We start from the raw sequence: 15,058 nt of genomic DNA, 5'->3' as shown, positions 1-15,058 counted from the left end.
AGCGTTTTCGCCCTGACCGGCCTAGTCGAGGCCGAGGCAGAGTGACGCTGGAACAAGGCGTGAAGACGCGACATGGCCAAGCCATGCTTTCATTCGGAAGGACCCTGCCTTTGGCACTGATGACGCCTACCGTCACGCTATGCAGTATCGATTCAACGCGCCGCCGTCACGCGCCAGACGACGTTGCCTACATCGTCCGACACCAGCAGTGCTCCCGTACGGTCGGTGGCGATGCCGATCGGGCGTCCCAGGGCCTTGCCGTCTTCCGAAAGAAAACCGGTGAGCACGTCCGTAGCCGGTCCGGAGGGCTTTCCCTCCTTGAACGGTACGAAGATCACCTTGTAGCCGCTATGGGGTCGGCGATTCCATGAGCCGTGCTGGGCGACAAAGGCGCCGCCGCCGTACTGCTGCGGCAGCTGCTTACCTTCGTAAAACAGTATGCCGAACGAAGCGGTATGCGCGCCCAGCGCATAGTCGGGCACGATGGCCGAAGCTACCAGATCGGGACGCGGCGGCTTTATCCTCTCGTCTACGTTTTGTCCGAAATAACTGTAGGGCCAGCCGTAAAAGCCACCATCCTTGACTGTTGTCATGTAATCGGGAACGAGGTCGCTCCCGATTTCGTCGCGCTCGTTAACCGTGGTCCAGAGTGCTCCCGTTTCCGGATGCCATGCCAGGCCATTCGGATTGCGCAGTCCTGACGCAAACAGGCGGGATGTGCCTTTGGCCGGGTCGACTTCCAGGATCGCGGCGCGATTGACTTCGTTCTCCATGCCCACTTCGCCGACATTGCTGTTCGAGCCGACGGTAACATACAGGCGTGATCCATCCCGGCTGGCAATGACGTTCTTCGTCCAGTGATGATTGATCCGGCCTGCAGGCAAATCAACCACCTTGACACCGGCTTCCCTGATCTGCGTTGCGCCCGACTTGTACGGAAAGCGAACCAGGGCATCGGTATTGGCTACATACAGTGTGTCGCCAACCAGCGCCATGCCAAAAGGCGAGTTCAGTCCTTCAAGAAACGCAGTCCGCACTTCCGGTTTCCCGTCTCCGTCCGCATCGCGCAGCAGGGTGATCCGGTTGGCACTCGGCACACCTGCCCCGGCACGCTTCATCACTTTCTTCATGATCCATCCGGCGATGCCGGACCGGGCGCCTTCAGCATCGGCCGGGCGGTTGGATTCGGCGACCAGAACGTCCCCATTCGGCAATGTATAAAGCCAGCGCGGATGGTCCAGGCCGCTGGCGAATGCGGTGACCGTCAAGCCCGAACCCGCCTTCGGCACCGCACCATCCGGCCAACCTTCGGCTGGAGCAATATTGACCGTCGGGATCAAGCCTTTCACCGGCGACGGCAGCTTGGGGTTTTGTCCGATGCCTGCTTCCACGGGAAGTTTTGCCTGCTCCGCGCAAGCGCTCAAAAACACCGTTCCAACTAAGATAAACACATAACGATCTGCACGCATGATCGCTCCAGAATGGGTTCAAAATGGGAAGAGACGAACTTAAACAGAAAATTTCCTTTAAGGACAGCATACACACTTAAGGGTTCGCGGTTTCCAATTCATCAATAATGGCACGCCTCTTTAAGACGGGATTTGCGCCATGCGTTCATAATCGCGTGCCATTCGCCGGAAGCGTGCGGCCCAGGCGAAGCTGCGTTTAACCACCCATGACGTGGCAACAGCACAAGGCCCTTCTTGGCCTCGCCTCGGTATGCCCGACCACCAGGTGCTCCCCGCAAAAGCCCTGCGATTGACCGGCCGGCTTCGCCGGTATAGCCTTGATCAACATAAGCGATCTCGACGTCGAGGTTGGTGGTTTCCTGTACTCCCTTTGCGACCTGTGCCACCTGATCCTCATCCTGTTCATTGGCCAGTGACATGCAGCGCCAGCCAGCGTAGCGCATTGAACGCCTCATGCAGTGAATGCTTACGTTGCGCCGTGGCTAATGGCAGTAACGATAGGTAAGGCGCAACTGGAGCGCGATGAAGTCCCATACTTCGTGTTGCACGTCGCTGGTACGGTGCACCGGGCAAATCAGCGGTTCGCAGTCTACACGCCCGGACTTTTTACCAAAATGCAAAGATGAATTCACTTTTGCGCTCACCTATCGCTTTTAATAACAAATAAACTTGCTGCATTTCCACCATTAGACTGCGCAGCCATGCCCGTTCAAGCGATCCTGTTCGACGCCTATGGCACGCTGTTCGATGTGTATTCGATCAGCGCCCTGGCGGAAAAGCTGTTTCGCGGCAAAGGTGAGCCGCTGGCTTCGCTTTGGCGTGCCAAGCAGATCGAGTACACCCAGCTGCGCACGCTGTGTTCGATGTACAAGCCGTTCTGGGAAGTGACCCAGGATGCGCTGCTGTTTTCCTGCAAGAAGCTCGGCCTCGACCTGACGCTCGATGCCCAGCATGCGCTGATGTCTCAGTATGCGAAGCTGCAACCCTTTCCCGAATGCATCTCCGTCCTTGAACAGCTCAAACGGGACGGCTTCAAGCTGGCGATCCTGTCGAACGGCAATCCGCAGATGCTGGAGACTGTCGTCAAGGCGGCCGGGATGGAACCCCTGTTCAATCACCTGCTCTCAGTCGACAGCGTGAAGAAATACAAGACCGCGCCCGAGGCCTACCAGATGGGGCCGGACATTTTCGGCGTGGCGCCGAAGAACCTGCTGTTCGTCTCCAGCAACGGCTGGGATGTCTGCGGCGCCAGCTGGTTCGGCTACAAGACTTTCTGGGTCAACCGCGCCGCGGCGCCGATGGAAGAGCTGGGCGTGACGCCCAGCAGCGAAGGCCCCACGCTGGAAGACCTGGCCGCTTTCGTCAGGCAGGAGGCCGCGCATGCTTGATAAAGGCAGCGAAGACAACGCGGACGGCAGCATCCACCGGCCTGCCCTTTTCCTTTGTCCGAGTGTCTTACGAATGCCTTACTGATTCATCGCCATTACAACCATAAGCAATCATAAACAACCATAAGAGGTCTCTCACCATGACTAATCGCACTCCTTGCAATCGGCTCCAAGTCGCCACCGTCCTGTACCGCTTCATCGAAGACAAGGTGCTTCCCGGCACCGGCATCGACAGCGCCGCCTTCTGGAAAGGCTTCGACGCCATCGCCCACGACCTGGCGCCGAAAAACGCGGCGCTGCTGGCCGAGCGCGACCGCCTGCAGACCGAGCTGGACAAGTGGCACAAGGCCAATCCCGGCCCGATCAAGAACATGGAAGCCTATCGTTCCCATTTGGAAGCTATCGGCTACCTGGTGCCGCAGCCGCAGGAAGTGCAATCCACGACCACCAATGTCGATGCCGAGCTGGCCCTGCAGGCCGGACCGCAGCTGGTGGTGCCGATCCTCAATGCCCGCTATGCGCTCAACGCCGCCAATGCGCGCTGGGGCTCGCTCTACGACGCCCTGTACGGCACCGATGCCATCCCCGAAAGCGACGGCGCGACCAAGGCCGGCCCCGGCGGCACGGGCTACAACCCGATCCGCGGCGCCAAGGTGGTTGCCTTCGCGCGCGGCTTCCTCGACCAGGCGGCTCCGCTGGCCAGCGGATCCCACCGCGAGGCCGCGGGCTATCAGGTCGTGGACGGCAAGCTCAGCGTCAAGCTGCAGAACGGCAGCACCACCGGCCTGGCCGACGAGAGCAAGTTCGTCGGCTACCAGGGCCAGGCGAACGAACCCACGTCCGTGCTGCTGATCAACAATGGCCTGCACATCGATATCCAGATCGACCGCGGCACGCGCATCGGCAAGGATGATCCGGCCGGCGTCGCCGACGTGGTGATCGAATCGGCGCTGTCGACCATTCTCGACCTCGAGGATTCGGTTGCCGCCGTCGATGCGCAGGACAAGGTGCTGGCCTACAGCAACTGGCTCGGCATTCTGCAGGCCACGCTGTCGGAAAGCGTGACCAAGGGCGACAAGACCTTTACCCGCAGCCTCAACGCCGACCGCCAGTACACTGCCGGCGTGGGCGCTGCCAATGCCAAGGATGGCGTGGTGACCCTGCACGGCCGCTCGCTGCTGTTCCTGCGCAATGTCGGCCACCTGATGACCAACCCGGCCATCCTGCTGGAGAACGGCCAGGAAATCCCGGAAGGCATCATGGATGCGGTGGTGACCACCACCATCGCGCTGCACGACCTCAAGCGCAAGGCCGGCCAGGCCATCGGCAATTCCCGCACCGGCTCGGTGTACATCGTCAAGCCTAAAATGCACGGCCCGGCGGAAGTCGCGTTCGCCGGCGAGCTGTTCGGCCGCGTCGAAGGCATGCTCGGCCTGGCGGCCAACACCGTCAAGCTCGGCATCATGGATGAGGAGCGCCGCACCAGCGTCAACCTGAAGGCGTGCATTAACGAGGCGCGCGCCCGCGTGGCCTTCATCAACACCGGCTTCCTCGACCGCACCGGAGACGAGATGCACACCGCGATGCATGCCGGCCCGATGCTGCGCAAGGGCGACATGAAGACCAGCGCCTGGCTGTCGGCCTACGAACGCAGCAACGTGCTGACGGGCCTGTCCTGCGGCCTGCGCGGACGCGCGCAGATTGGCAAGGGCATGTGGGCGATGCCGGACCTGATGGCCGCGATGCTGGAGCAGAAGATCGCGCACCCCAAGGCCGGCGCCAACACCGCCTGGGTGCCGTCGCCCACCGCCGCCACCCTGCATGCGCTGCACTACCATCAGGTCAGCGTGGCCAACGTGCAGAAGGAGCTTGAAAAGGTCGATGCCAACGCCGAGACCGCGCGCCTGCTGGGCGACTTGCTGAAGGTGCCGGTCGCCGAGGAAGCCAAGTGGTCGGCCGCCGAAATCCAGCAGGAGCTGGACAACAATGCGCAGGGCATCCTCGGCTACGTGGTGCGCTGGGTGGACCAGGGCGTGGGTTGCTCCAAGGTGCCCGACATCCATAACGTCGGCCTGATGGAAGACCGCGCCACGCTGCGCATCTCCAGCCAGCACATCGCCAACTGGCTGCTGCACGGCATCGTGACCAAGGAGCAGGTGGAGGAAACGCTGCAGCGCATGGCGAAGGTGGTCGATGCACAGAACGACAACGACCCGTTCTACAAGCCGATGGCGCCGGACTTCGAAGCATCCTATGCCTATCGCGCCGCGCGCGACCTGGTGATGAAGGGCCTGGAGCAGCCGAGCGGCTACACGGAACCGCTGCTGCATGCATGGCGTTTGCGGGTGAAGGCGGAGCTGCCGAAGTAAGACCGTCAGACACATGTCAGCACCCCTGCCGGCACGCCGTCAGGGGTGTTTTTTCTTGAGCGCCGGGTTTTCACGGACTCACGCCGTGGCCGCGCATTTGCGCAAGCATCCTGCCTGCCGGAATGCGGATTATGAAGAACTCCGGCGGCCTATGTTGTCAATGCAAGGTGGCCCGGTACGTCGAAAGCCCCGGTAGTCTTGCGATACCCAAACCTTGCTTCCATTACTTCTCCAGGAACAGCACCTCCATCATGACCAGTTCCTCCGCATCCATTTCCCGCAGCAATACCAGGATCGGCATCGTCGGGGCCGGCCTCGTCGGCAGCACTGCGGCTTATTCGATTGCCATGCAAGGCGTCGGCAGCGAACTCGTGCTGATCGACCGTGACCCGAAACTCGCCGAGGCGCAGTACCGGGATATCCTGCATGCCACGCCCTTCTCGCATCCGATGCGCATTAGCGCCGGTGACTATGCCGATCTTGAAGGATGCGCGCTTGTCATCCTCGCAGCGGGCGTGGGCCAGAAGCCCGGGGAAAGCCGCATGCAACTGCTCGCGCGCAACGTCGCGGTGTTTGCCGACATCGTGCCGCAGGTCATGCGCCATGCCGCGGACGCGGTGTTGCTGGTGGCAACCAATCCGCTTGACGTCATGACGCAGGTCGCCACCAGGTTGTCCGGTCTGCCGTCATCTCGCGTGCTGGGTTCCGGCACCATGCTCGATACCGCGCGATTCCGCTCATTGCTTGCCGAACGCTTCCAGGTGTCACCTCGCTCGGTGCATGCCTATGTGCTCGGGGAACATGGCGACTCGGAAGTGCTGGCCTGGTCCGGCGCGCAGATTGCCGGCCTGCCTCTCGACCGGTTCGCGGACCAGTGCGGCCAACCGCTGACGGCGCAGATCAGGCAGGAGATCGACCATGATGTGAGGCGCGCCGCCTACCAGATCATCGATGGCAAGGGCGCCACCAACTATGGCATCGGTGCGGCGCTGGCGAGGCTTGCCCGCTGCATCGTCCACGACGAGCGCAGCATCTTCACCGCCTGCTCCGTCGTTCCGGATGTGGCGGGAATCAGGGACGTGGCGATCTCCCTGCCCATGGTGATCGGACACCAGGGAGTTAAGATGCTGATCGACCCCCTGCTGAGCAGCGAGGAACACGATGCCCTGCGCAAGAGCGCCGAGCTGATCAGGACCACTTTTACTTCGCTGGGCTGCTAGCGCGGTTTCGTTCGGCGGCGCGCGTGTCAGGCGTTCTACCTCGGTTCGGTGACCACGATCCGCGTCACTGCCAGTCAGGGCTACACGGGCAGACCCGTGCATGGATTAAGATCTGCGACTGTTTGGCGAGCCGCCAACCGGAAAATCAGGAAACTTGATGCTGCATTCCCTTCCCTTTCTCTATCCGCGCCTGTTCCTTGGAAAGGAACCGCCCTCCATCACGATCTCCGAGGGATGGCAGCGCCTCGTCATCGACATGTGCGCCGCCATCGATGCGGCCCTGCCGAACGGCATGGTCGAAGACTTTTATATCGAGTCGATCAAGGAAGAGCGGGCACGCCTGAGCGTGCGTTATCACGGGACCTTTACCCCGGAGGTCGCAAATATCATCGACGCCATTGAAGACCTCAGCACGACGGTTTGCGAGGATTGCGGAGAGGCCGGGCGTCAGCGCAGCGATGGCTGGATGCGATGCCTGTGTGATTTCTGCGAAAAGGAAAGGCTGATCCGGCTGAATCGGAAGAACTGATTCAATGCAGGTCAGCTCAGGCAGCCCTGGCCTTGCACGAAAGCAAGCCGGAAGCAATACGAATTACTCTTCATTTTCCGCTCGCGCCATATCGGTTTTCTTATATAGAAGGTATTGCGGTTATTCGGTATCCGGCGGCCTGGCATGTCTATATCTTTCCTTGTGCAAACAGCGGCTCCGCCTTGCGGACCGCGTCTCCCGCCCACATGCACAAGGAACCTCATGCCCGGCTTACCGAATCATCTTGATATTCACCTGATACGCATCCTGCACCTTGTGCTGACCGAAAGGAACGTATCGCGCGTCGCATTGAAGCTGAACCAGCCCCAGCCATCCATCTCGGCATCGTTGCGCAGGCTGCGCGAGCTGACCGGCGACCCGCTGCTGGTGCGCGGCGCGCATGGCATGATCCCCACCCAGTACGGAGAAAGCCTGCTGATGCCGGCCAAGCAGATCCTCGACCAGGCCGAAAGACTGTTCGCTGGAAAGGGGACCTTCGATCCGCAGCAGGAGGCGCGCACCTTCCATATCGCCGCGCCGGACTACCTCGACAGCCAGCTGCTGCCGCATATCGTCGCCAACGTGCGCCGCGAATCGCCGAAGAGCACGGTGGTGGTGCATAGCGTGGCGCGCGAGATCGACTATCTGAAGCTGCTGTCCGACGGCACGCTGGATGTGGTGATCGCCAACTGGGAAGAGCCGCCGCAGCATCTGCACATGTCCAAGCTGTTCGATGACGAGATTGCCTGCGTCATGCGCGCCGACTGCGCGTACGCGCTGCGCACCGCGCCGGATGCGATGACAGTGGAGGATTATCTGTCGCTGCCGCATGTCGCGCCGTCGCAAATGCTGGCGGGATACTTCGGCGTCATCGAGTCTTTCCTGTCGCGCCAGAACATGCATCGCAACGTGGTGGTGGAATCGGCTTACTTCGGCATGATCCCCTATCTGCTCATGCGCAGCGACTTGGTGCTGACCACCGGAAGGCAGTTCACGCGCTTCTTCGAGAAGAATCTGCCGCTCAAGCGTTTCACCGTGCCGATCAAATTCCCGACCATGCGCTTCTACCAGCTCTGGCACGACCGGGTGCACCACGCGCCGGAACATAAATGGCTGCGCGACCTGGTGTCGGCCAGCACCGCGGAGCTGGTGTCGGGCTGAATCTCGTCCACGCCCGCATATCCACATATCCGCCCAGTCCTATGGTGGCTATACGAGAGGCGCTATCCCCAAGCACTGCTCCCTGGCACATGATCACGCATGGAGACAGGGTCCATGTCGGATCCCATATAACGATACGAGGAGCATGCAATGGCGCTGCTGGAACGGCTTTTCAAGCTGAAGGAGCAGGGAACGAATGTCCGCACGGAACTGATGGCGGGTTTCACCACTTTCCTGACGATGGCTTACATCATTTTCGTCAATCCTTCGATCCTGGGCGATGCCGGCATGCCCAAGGATGCGGTATTCGTCGCGACCTGCGTGGCCGCCGCGATCGGCTCGCTGATCATGGGCCTGTATGCGAATTACCCGATCGCGCTGGCACCGAGCATGGGCTTGAACGCCTACTTCGCCTATGGCGTGGTCAAGGGCATGGGCTATACCTGGGAAGCCGCGCTGGGCGCGGTGTTTATTTCAGGCAGCATCTTCGTGGTCATCAGCGTGCTGCGCGTGCGCGAGCTGATCGTCCGGGGCATACCGCCATCGATCAGGATCGCCATCACGGCGGGCATTGGCCTGTTTCTCGGCATCGTGTCGCTCAAGAGCGCCGGCATCATCGCGGCCAATCCGGCGACCTTCGTCACCCTCGGCGACCTGCACAAGCCGCAGGCCCTGCTCGCCATCTTCGGTTTCTTCCTGATCGTCGCGCTCGATCACCTGCGGGTCAAGGGCGCGATCCTGATCGGCATCATGACGGTGACCATCCTCAGCTTCGTGGTCGGCGGCAATCAGTTCGCCGGCGTATTTTCCGCACCGCCGTCGATCGACCCGACACTGTTCAAGCTGGATATCTCCAGCGCGCTATCGGTCGGCATCCTGAACGTGGTGCTGGTGTTCTTCCTGGTCGAGCTGTTCGACGCCACCGGCACCCTGATGGGCGTCGCCAGCCGGGCCGGCCTGCTCAAGGAAGGCAAGATGGAGCGCCTTAACAAGGCGCTGCTTGCCGACAGCGGCGCCATTCTCGCAGGCTCGGTGCTCGGCACGTCAAGTACCGCCGCCTATATTGAAAGCGCAGCCGGCGTGCAGGCTGGCGGGCGTACCGGCCTGACGGCGGTGGCGGTCGCTGCGCTGTTCCTTGGCTGCCTGTTCATCGCGCCGCTGGCCGGCACGGTGCCGGCCTATGCCACCGCGCCTGCGCTGTTTTATGTGGCCTGCCTGATGACGCGCGAACTGGTCGAGCTGAACTGGGGCGATACGACCGAAAGCATTCCCGCGGTCATCACCGCGCTGCTGATGCCCTTCACGTATTCCATCGCCAATGGCGTGGCGTTCGGCTTCATCTCCTATGCGGTATTGAAAATGTTCACCGGCCAGCCGCGGCAGGCGCCCGTCATGGTGTGGGCGATCGCGGTCGTCTTCGTCTTCCGGTATGCGTTCATCGGGGCGGAATAGCCGGCGCGGTTTCCGGGACGACGCGTCATCTCGAGTCAGCCGGCCGCATGGCCGGCTTTTTACTTTGTAAGTCGCCTTGAGCGCGACTATGATGAGAGATCATCAGGGCCATCGGCCATCGTTGAGCATCGCCCTAGTTGTCCCTCCGTAACATTCACCCCGCTGAATGCATGTACTCGGTTCCGCTTCCAGCGCATTCCTTGCTTCCCCTCATTCAATTGAGATCAACGCTTAGAACTAAACCATCGCTTGCATTTCTAACATGTTATGGACGGACAAACCTGTCTGCAACGAAAGATGTCTGGCGGAGACAGGGATGCCGGATTGAAGGTCTCCAAACAGCCGTAACCAACCAATAAACAGGAGTGATAGCAATGGCAGATCAAAACAAGGATGGAAAAACACCGATTTCGACCGGCGTGCAACCGGGACCGGGTGAAAGGCTGCAGGATGCGGCATCGCTGACTTCAGGAACATCCGGCGCGTCCGGTGCCACTGGCACCGCAGGCACGCTCGGCGCCACTGGTACTTCCAACACGCCGGGCGCATCGAGCGCAACCGGGACGCCGGCTTCGACTGGCACCGCAAGCAGCGCGGCCGGCAGCAGCGGCGGCATCGAGGCCGATGTGCTGACCAGCGGCGGCGCTGGCAAAGGCACTGGCACTGGCTATGGAAACACTGCATCGGGCATGTCCGGCACGATGGCATCGGCAACCGACAAGGTCAAGGAAAGCAGCACGCGCATCGCCGAACAGGCGCGCCAGTATGCCGGCGACATGGCGAGCCAGCTGAAGGAATCCAGCCGCACGATGTTCGACCAGCGCAAGGAAACCGCGGTGGGTCAGGTCGACAATGTCGCCAACGTGATCCGCAGCACCGCATCGCAGCTGCACGGACAGGGTCAGGACCAGGTGGCGCAGTATGTCGAGATGCTGGCCGATCAGCTGGAAACGCTGAGCACCCGCCTGCGCGAGAAAGACCTCGATACCCTGATCGATGACGTACAGAGCGTTGCGCGGCGTGCTCCCGGCACCTTCTTCATCGGCGCAGTCGCCGCCGGCTTCCTGCTGGCACGCTTCATCAAGAGCTCTTCCGAGCGGTACCAGCAGCAGCAGCTCGAACTCACCGAAGGCAACTGGCGCACCTCAACTTCGTACCCGCCGGTGGAAGCCGACATGACATCGAGCGATGCGGCCGCCATCGGCGCGGACGGCACGCCGGGCGCCGGCCTCGGCACGACCGGCACCGGCGTCGGCAGCTCGACCAGCCCCCTGAACGGGACCGGCACCCGGACCGGAGGTAGCTCGCTATGATGATCGACAAGAGCGACAAATCCCTGCCGGAGCTGATTTCGGATCTGACCCGGGATGTCGTCGACCTGGTGCGCCAGGAAATCGCCCTGGCCCGATCCGAGCTGTCGACCAAGATCGTGCATGCCCAGGCGGCCCTGACATCGGTTGCCATCGGCGCCGCGATCCTGCTGGCAGGCCTGTTCATCCTCCTGCAGGCGCTGGTCAAGGGTATCGAGATGATCCTTCCGGAATCGGTGGCGCCGTGGCTGGCTCCCCTGATCGTCGGCCTCACGATTTGCGCGATCGGCTTCGTGCTTCTCAAGGGCGGGGCGTCGAAGCTGACGGCCGATAATCTGCTGCCGCACAAGACCATGGACTCGCTCAAGCGAGATAAAAATCTAGTCGAGGAGAAAATGCAATGAGAGAAAATATCGACAATCGCAGTCCGGAGGAAATCGAGAGCGACATCGAGCGCACCCGCGCCGACTTCAGTTCCACAATCGATGCGATCCAGCAGAAACTGAAGCCGAGCGAACTGAAGAACCAGGCGGTCGACTATGCCCTGTCGACCACGCCCGGAGCCGTCAGCGTAGGACTGGTCAACATGGTCCGCGAGAATCCGATCCCGGTGGCAATGATCGGTATCGGATTCGCCTGGCTGCTCGCCGCTTCGCGCCAGCCGACGACCTATGTCGCGGGCACGCGCCGCCGCATCGGCCGACGCGGCACCGCCTATCCCGACATGGAAACATCCACCTATGACAGCACCTTCGACACGACCACCGGCAGCGTCCGCAGCCGCGGCGTCAGCGTCGGCCGCACCAGTTATTCGACCGGCCGCGGCACCAGCGACGGCATGCTGAGCCGGGCCATGTCCAAGGTCAGCGAAACTGCGCAAAGCCTGCGCAGCAAGGCGAGCGACACCGCCCAGGGCTTGAAGAGCCGCGCCAGCGAAACGGCCCAGGGTCTCAAGAGCAAGGCGGGCGATGTCAGCCAGCGCCTGAGCAGCACGGCTTCCGATGTAAGCGGTCGCGCGCAGTACGCCGGACAGAATGCCCGCTCCCGCTTGCAGGAAACCGCCCAGACCTCGCAGGCCCGGATGAGCGAGATGAGTGAAATGTCGAAGGCGCAGTATTATCGTGCCAAGGACAGCGTCTCCCATGTCATCGACGAACAGCCGCTGATCGTCGGCGCGCTCGGCATTGCCATCGGAGCCGCACTCGGCGCAACGCTGCCGTCGACCCGTCGCGAGAACGAACTGCTGGGCCAGACCCGCGACAACCTGCTGAACAAGGTCAAGGAAACCGCGATGGAACAAGCCGAGGCTGTCAAGCAGACGGCCATGCAGTCGGCGCAGCGCGTTGCCCAGGTGGCCAAGGAAGAGGCGGTTCGCGTCAAGGATGATGTATCGAGTTCGGTACTGCAGAGCAAGGACCAGCCGGATTCGGTTTCCTCCGGCACCACGGGTACCACTGGAACGACTGGAACCACCGGCACCTCTACCGCCAGCTACGGCGGAGTGTCTGGCCAGCAAAGCATTCACTGATTGTTTGCCGGCCTGAATCGGACGGGCCCGGACGCTGCGGCGTTCGGGCCCGTTTGCATTGCAGCATCTTCATTGACGCGGCATCGGCGACGCGGCTGGAGCATAAAGCAGGCTGCTTCCGTATCAAGTGCGCGGACGCTGTATCTCCAGGACTTTCGCGGACTCCTCGGCGATGCGCTCCTCGCTCAGTTCTACATCCGCGGCATCTGCATTCAAACCTTCCTGGCTGGCCCCGCGAGGTTCGTCATAGACCAGTTCGACCAGAACCGGAAAATGGTCGGAACCGAATGAAGGCAGGCGCTTGATGAACGACAGGGTGAAGTGGCGGCTGTGAAACAGATGGTCCAGCGGCCAGCGCATGAACCAGTGGTCGGCATGGAAGGTATTGAACATGCCCCGGCCAACGCGCGGGTCGAGCAGGCCGCTGATCTTTCGAAACAGTCGGGTCGTACTCGACCATGCGACATCGTTCAAATCACCGGCGACGATGATCGGACAATCGAGCTTGGCCACATGCTTGGCGACCATCAGCAACTCAACGTCGCGCGCGGCCGACTCGGGGTTTTCCGTGGGGCTCGGCGGGGTCGGATGAAGAAAATGCACCTGTATCCGCTGACCCGAGCGCAACTCGACGTTGGTATGCATCGAAGGAATGTCAGGCTCTACCAGAAAGCGTGTTTCGCTCCCCTTGAGCGCCAGCCGCGAATAAACGTGCATGCCATATAGATTTTCCAGCGGGCACTTGATGGTGTAGGGATACTCGGCTTCCAGGACGTCGAGCTGGGCCTGCCACCATGCATTCGATTCCAGCGTGACCAGAATATCGGGCTGATGCTGGCGAACCAGCGCGATCAGCCCGGCGGCGTTGCGATTGGTGCCGAGCACGTTCGAGGCAAGGACCCGGATGCGGTTTTCCTGCGGCGCGTCGCTCGCGCACAGCCTGACTTCATTCGGATAGGGCCGCGTATAAGGAAAGATCCACCATGCCTGGTAAAGAATGCAGCCAAGGGTGGCGGCAATGATGACATCATCGAGGACGTCCGTCAGGTTCAGGAAAAAGAACTCGGCGACCAGCAAGGCCGTACCGGCGGCGGCAATCTGCAGCCGTGGAAAGTCCAGGTCGCGGATCCACCAGTGCGTCGAGCGCGACAGCGGCAGAAGGGTTGCCAGCACCAGCGCGGCAGCCAATATCAGGATAACGGCAAAGGACATGTTCGTATTGTCGTCGAGACACCGGCTGCCGTGATGAGCATGCGCAAGGCCTTCAGCCGGTCAAGGTCTCCGGGCATCACTCCCGGCGTTTTCGGCATCATCACCAGCTGCCGGTTTCCTGGCTGGCGTACCAGCCGAGGAGAAACGCATTCCAGCGCACGTTGACCGGAACGCTCCAGTAACCGTCGCCTTCCCGCTCCAGATTCCATTCGGGTGCCTGATGCAGCGCTTCAAACAGCTTGCGCGCAGTCTGGTTGGTACGCAGGCTTGCCTGGCTACGGATGTTGTGCAGTGCGGAATCGGATACGGCCATGGATGGATTCGGTGATTGAAATACTTGCCGGCGTCATTATTCCTTGGAACATGCCGGGCCACAAAAATTGCATGCCTCCGAGCTCGCATCCGGAACGCGCCGGTACAATCACTGCTGCAATTTTGCCGAACCAGCCTAGAAATTCAACAACACTGACAGGAGCGCACATGACCTACATGCTTTTGATTCTGGAGCCGAACGGCCAGCGGGCGACCCGCAGCGAAACCGAAGGCCGGGCGGTCTATGACCGCATGCTGCGGTTCGCCGATGAATTGCAAGCGGAAGGGCTGCTGCTGGGAGCGCAGTCGCTGGCCTCGCAGGCAAGCGCAACCCGTGTCAGCAAGCGCGATGGCCGGGCGCAGTTGATGGATGGACCGTTTGCGGAAGCCAAGGAAATGGTGGGAGGTTTCTTTCTTGTCAACTGCAACACGAAGGAAGAAGCCGTTGCCCTGGCGGCGCGCTGCCCGGCAGCGGAATGGTGCACGGTCGAGGTCCGCAGCCTGGCGCCCTGTTATGAAGCCTGACAGGAACAGTTGAACCCGCGGTCATTGCCGACAACAATCTGTCAGCAGCAAAAATTTTCCACCGGCCGTGTCGATTCCGGAACCGCCCGTTCGTCGTGTTGCTGAACGCCGGATTTCCGGGAGATGTCCTCCCGGATCGGGACACCAGGAGAACGATATGCGCTACATGATCATCATCAAGGCCACAGCCGATTCCGAACGCGGCGCCATGCCCGAGGACAAGCTGGTCGCCGCAATGGCGGACTACCACGAGCAGCTCGCCAAGGCCGGCGTGCTGCTGGACGCCTCCGGCCTGCAACCGACCTCCAAGGGCTGGCGCATTCAATACAGCGAGGGCGAACGCAGGGTGGTGGACGGTCCGTTTGCCGAGACCAAGGAGCTCATCGCCGGCTATACCCTCATCCAGGTGCGCTCGCGGCAGGAGGCTTTGGAATGGACACGCCGCTTCCCCGCTCCGCATGGCAATGGCGCCGACTGCGAGATCGAAGTGCGCCAGGTATATGAGCTGGAAGATCTCCCGCCAAGCGATGGCCTCGACAAGTTCCGCGCCTTGAGCGTGGGCACCGTCGCAGCGCAATGATGC

Annotated in this window: 15 protein-coding genes; 11 read left to right on the top strand and 4 right to left on the bottom strand. The window is 61.5% G+C overall.

The genetic code is table 11. From position 1 onward, the window contains the following. Positions 1-152 precede the first annotated feature (152 nt). Both RY831_RS21460 and RY831_RS21455 read right to left on the bottom strand, forming a co-directional pair. Positions 153-1,469: a PQQ-dependent sugar dehydrogenase gene (locus RY831_RS21460; RefSeq protein ID WP_326508420.1), complete on the bottom strand. Its 1,317-nt coding sequence runs from the start codon at positions 1,467-1,469 to the stop codon at positions 153-155. Between the two features lie 101 nt (positions 1,470-1,570). Further along, positions 1,571-1,912, bottom strand: coding sequence for a hypothetical protein (locus RY831_RS21455; RefSeq protein WP_326508419.1), 342 nt, complete (start codon positions 1,910-1,912; stop codon positions 1,571-1,573). Between the two features lie 258 nt (positions 1,913-2,170). Here RY831_RS21455 and RY831_RS21450 point away from each other — a divergent pair, with 258 nt between their 5' ends. The 9 genes from RY831_RS21450 (at position 2,171) to RY831_RS21410 (ending at position 12,426) form a co-directional block, all read left to right on the top strand. Next, a complete protein-coding gene (locus RY831_RS21450; RefSeq protein ID WP_326508418.1) occupies positions 2,171-2,857 on the top strand; it encodes a haloacid dehalogenase type II in 687 nt (228 codons plus the stop codon). Positions 2,858-2,997: 140 nt separating this feature from the next. Beyond that, positions 2,998-5,226, top strand: coding sequence for a malate synthase G (locus tag RY831_RS21445; protein ID WP_326508417.1), 2,229 nt, complete (start codon positions 2,998-3,000; stop codon positions 5,224-5,226). Between the two features lie 251 nt (positions 5,227-5,477). Further along, entirely contained in the window at positions 5,478-6,446 is a 969-nt protein-coding gene (locus RY831_RS21440; protein WP_326508416.1) for an L-lactate dehydrogenase, read from the top strand. Positions 6,447-6,603: 157 nt separating this feature from the next. Next, positions 6,604-6,975, top strand: coding sequence for a hypothetical protein (locus RY831_RS21435; RefSeq protein WP_326508415.1), 372 nt, complete (start codon positions 6,604-6,606; stop codon positions 6,973-6,975). Between the two features lie 222 nt (positions 6,976-7,197). After that, a complete protein-coding gene (locus RY831_RS21430; protein ID WP_326508414.1) occupies positions 7,198-8,136 on the top strand; it encodes a LysR family transcriptional regulator in 939 nt (312 codons plus the stop codon). Positions 8,137-8,286: 150 nt separating this feature from the next. After that, complete coding sequence (locus RY831_RS21425) at positions 8,287-9,588, top strand: NCS2 family permease (RefSeq protein WP_326508413.1); 1,302 nt, start codon at positions 8,287-8,289, stop codon at positions 9,586-9,588. A 374-nt stretch (positions 9,589-9,962) separates the two neighbouring features. Continuing rightward, positions 9,963-10,901, top strand: coding sequence for a hypothetical protein (locus RY831_RS21420; protein ID WP_326508412.1), 939 nt, complete (start codon positions 9,963-9,965; stop codon positions 10,899-10,901). After that, positions 10,898-11,302, top strand: coding sequence for a phage holin family protein (locus RY831_RS21415; protein ID WP_326508411.1), 405 nt, complete (start codon positions 10,898-10,900; stop codon positions 11,300-11,302). The genes RY831_RS21420 and RY831_RS21415 overlap by 4 nt, the downstream gene beginning before the upstream one ends. Then, positions 11,299-12,426, top strand: a complete 1,128-nt coding sequence (locus RY831_RS21410) for a DUF3618 domain-containing protein (RefSeq protein WP_326508410.1) — start codon at positions 11,299-11,301, stop codon at positions 12,424-12,426. Before RY831_RS21415 ends, RY831_RS21410 begins: the two co-directional genes overlap by 4 nt. Positions 12,427-12,549: 123 nt before the next feature. Here RY831_RS21410 and RY831_RS21405 read toward each other — a convergent pair whose 3' ends face one another. Together RY831_RS21405 and RY831_RS21400 are read right to left on the bottom strand one after the other, a co-directional pair. Continuing rightward, positions 12,550-13,638: an endonuclease/exonuclease/phosphatase family protein gene (locus RY831_RS21405; RefSeq protein WP_326508409.1), complete on the bottom strand. Its 1,089-nt coding sequence runs from the start codon at positions 13,636-13,638 to the stop codon at positions 12,550-12,552. A 100-nt stretch (positions 13,639-13,738) separates the two neighbouring features. After that, positions 13,739-13,951, bottom strand: coding sequence for a hypothetical protein (locus RY831_RS21400; protein WP_326508408.1), 213 nt, complete (start codon positions 13,949-13,951; stop codon positions 13,739-13,741). Between the two features lie 167 nt (positions 13,952-14,118). On the opposite strand from RY831_RS21400, the gene RY831_RS21395 reads away from it, so the two are divergent. Continuing rightward, positions 14,119-14,475 (top strand): YciI family protein, encoded by a 357-nt coding sequence (locus RY831_RS21395; protein ID WP_326508407.1) that lies wholly within the window; start codon positions 14,119-14,121, stop codon positions 14,473-14,475. Between the two features lie 157 nt (positions 14,476-14,632). Continuing rightward, positions 14,633-15,055, top strand: coding sequence for a YciI family protein (locus RY831_RS21390; protein WP_326508406.1), 423 nt, complete (start codon positions 14,633-14,635; stop codon positions 15,053-15,055). Positions 15,056-15,058: the final 3 nt, after the last annotated feature.

This window comes from Noviherbaspirillum album (assembly GCF_035916955.1).
GTDB classification, from domain to species: domain Bacteria; phylum Pseudomonadota; class Gammaproteobacteria; order Burkholderiales; family Burkholderiaceae_D; genus Noviherbaspirillum; species Noviherbaspirillum album.
The sequence above is the reverse complement of the archived record's forward strand: the minus strand, read 5'-3'. Positions and strand labels throughout refer to the sequence as shown.

Bases quoted from the DNA above. Each gene is read 5' to 3' on its own strand.
- RY831_RS21440 (WP_326508416.1), top strand. From the start codon at position 5,478: ATGACCAGTTCCTCCGCATCCATTTCCCGCAGCAATACCAGGATCGGC.
- RY831_RS21405 (WP_326508409.1), bottom strand. From the start codon at position 13,638: ATGTCCTTTGCCGTTATCCTGATATTGGCTGCCGCGCTGGTGCTGGCA.
- RY831_RS21390 (WP_326508406.1), top strand. From the start codon at position 14,633: ATGCGCTACATGATCATCATCAAGGCCACAGCCGATTCCGAACGCGGC.
- RY831_RS21410 (WP_326508410.1), top strand. From the start codon at position 11,299: ATGAGAGAAAATATCGACAATCGCAGTCCGGAGGAAATCGAGAGCGAC.
- RY831_RS21450 (WP_326508418.1), top strand. From the start codon at position 2,171: ATGCCCGTTCAAGCGATCCTGTTCGACGCCTATGGCACGCTGTTCGAT.
- RY831_RS21430 (WP_326508414.1), top strand. From the start codon at position 7,198: ATGCCCGGCTTACCGAATCATCTTGATATTCACCTGATACGCATCCTG.
- RY831_RS21420 (WP_326508412.1), top strand. From the start codon at position 9,963: ATGGCAGATCAAAACAAGGATGGAAAAACACCGATTTCGACCGGCGTG.
- RY831_RS21455 (WP_326508419.1), bottom strand. From the start codon at position 1,912: ATGCGCTACGCTGGCTGGCGCTGCATGTCACTGGCCAATGAACAGGAT.
- RY831_RS21445 (WP_326508417.1), top strand. From the start codon at position 2,998: ATGACTAATCGCACTCCTTGCAATCGGCTCCAAGTCGCCACCGTCCTG.
- RY831_RS21425 (WP_326508413.1), top strand. From the start codon at position 8,287: ATGGCGCTGCTGGAACGGCTTTTCAAGCTGAAGGAGCAGGGAACGAAT.
- RY831_RS21435 (WP_326508415.1), top strand. From the start codon at position 6,604: ATGCTGCATTCCCTTCCCTTTCTCTATCCGCGCCTGTTCCTTGGAAAG.
- RY831_RS21395 (WP_326508407.1), top strand. From the start codon at position 14,119: ATGACCTACATGCTTTTGATTCTGGAGCCGAACGGCCAGCGGGCGACC.
- RY831_RS21400 (WP_326508408.1), bottom strand. From the start codon at position 13,951: ATGGCCGTATCCGATTCCGCACTGCACAACATCCGTAGCCAGGCAAGC.
- RY831_RS21460 (WP_326508420.1), bottom strand. From the start codon at position 1,469: ATGCGTGCAGATCGTTATGTGTTTATCTTAGTTGGAACGGTGTTTTTG.
- RY831_RS21415 (WP_326508411.1), top strand. From the start codon at position 10,898: ATGATGATCGACAAGAGCGACAAATCCCTGCCGGAGCTGATTTCGGAT.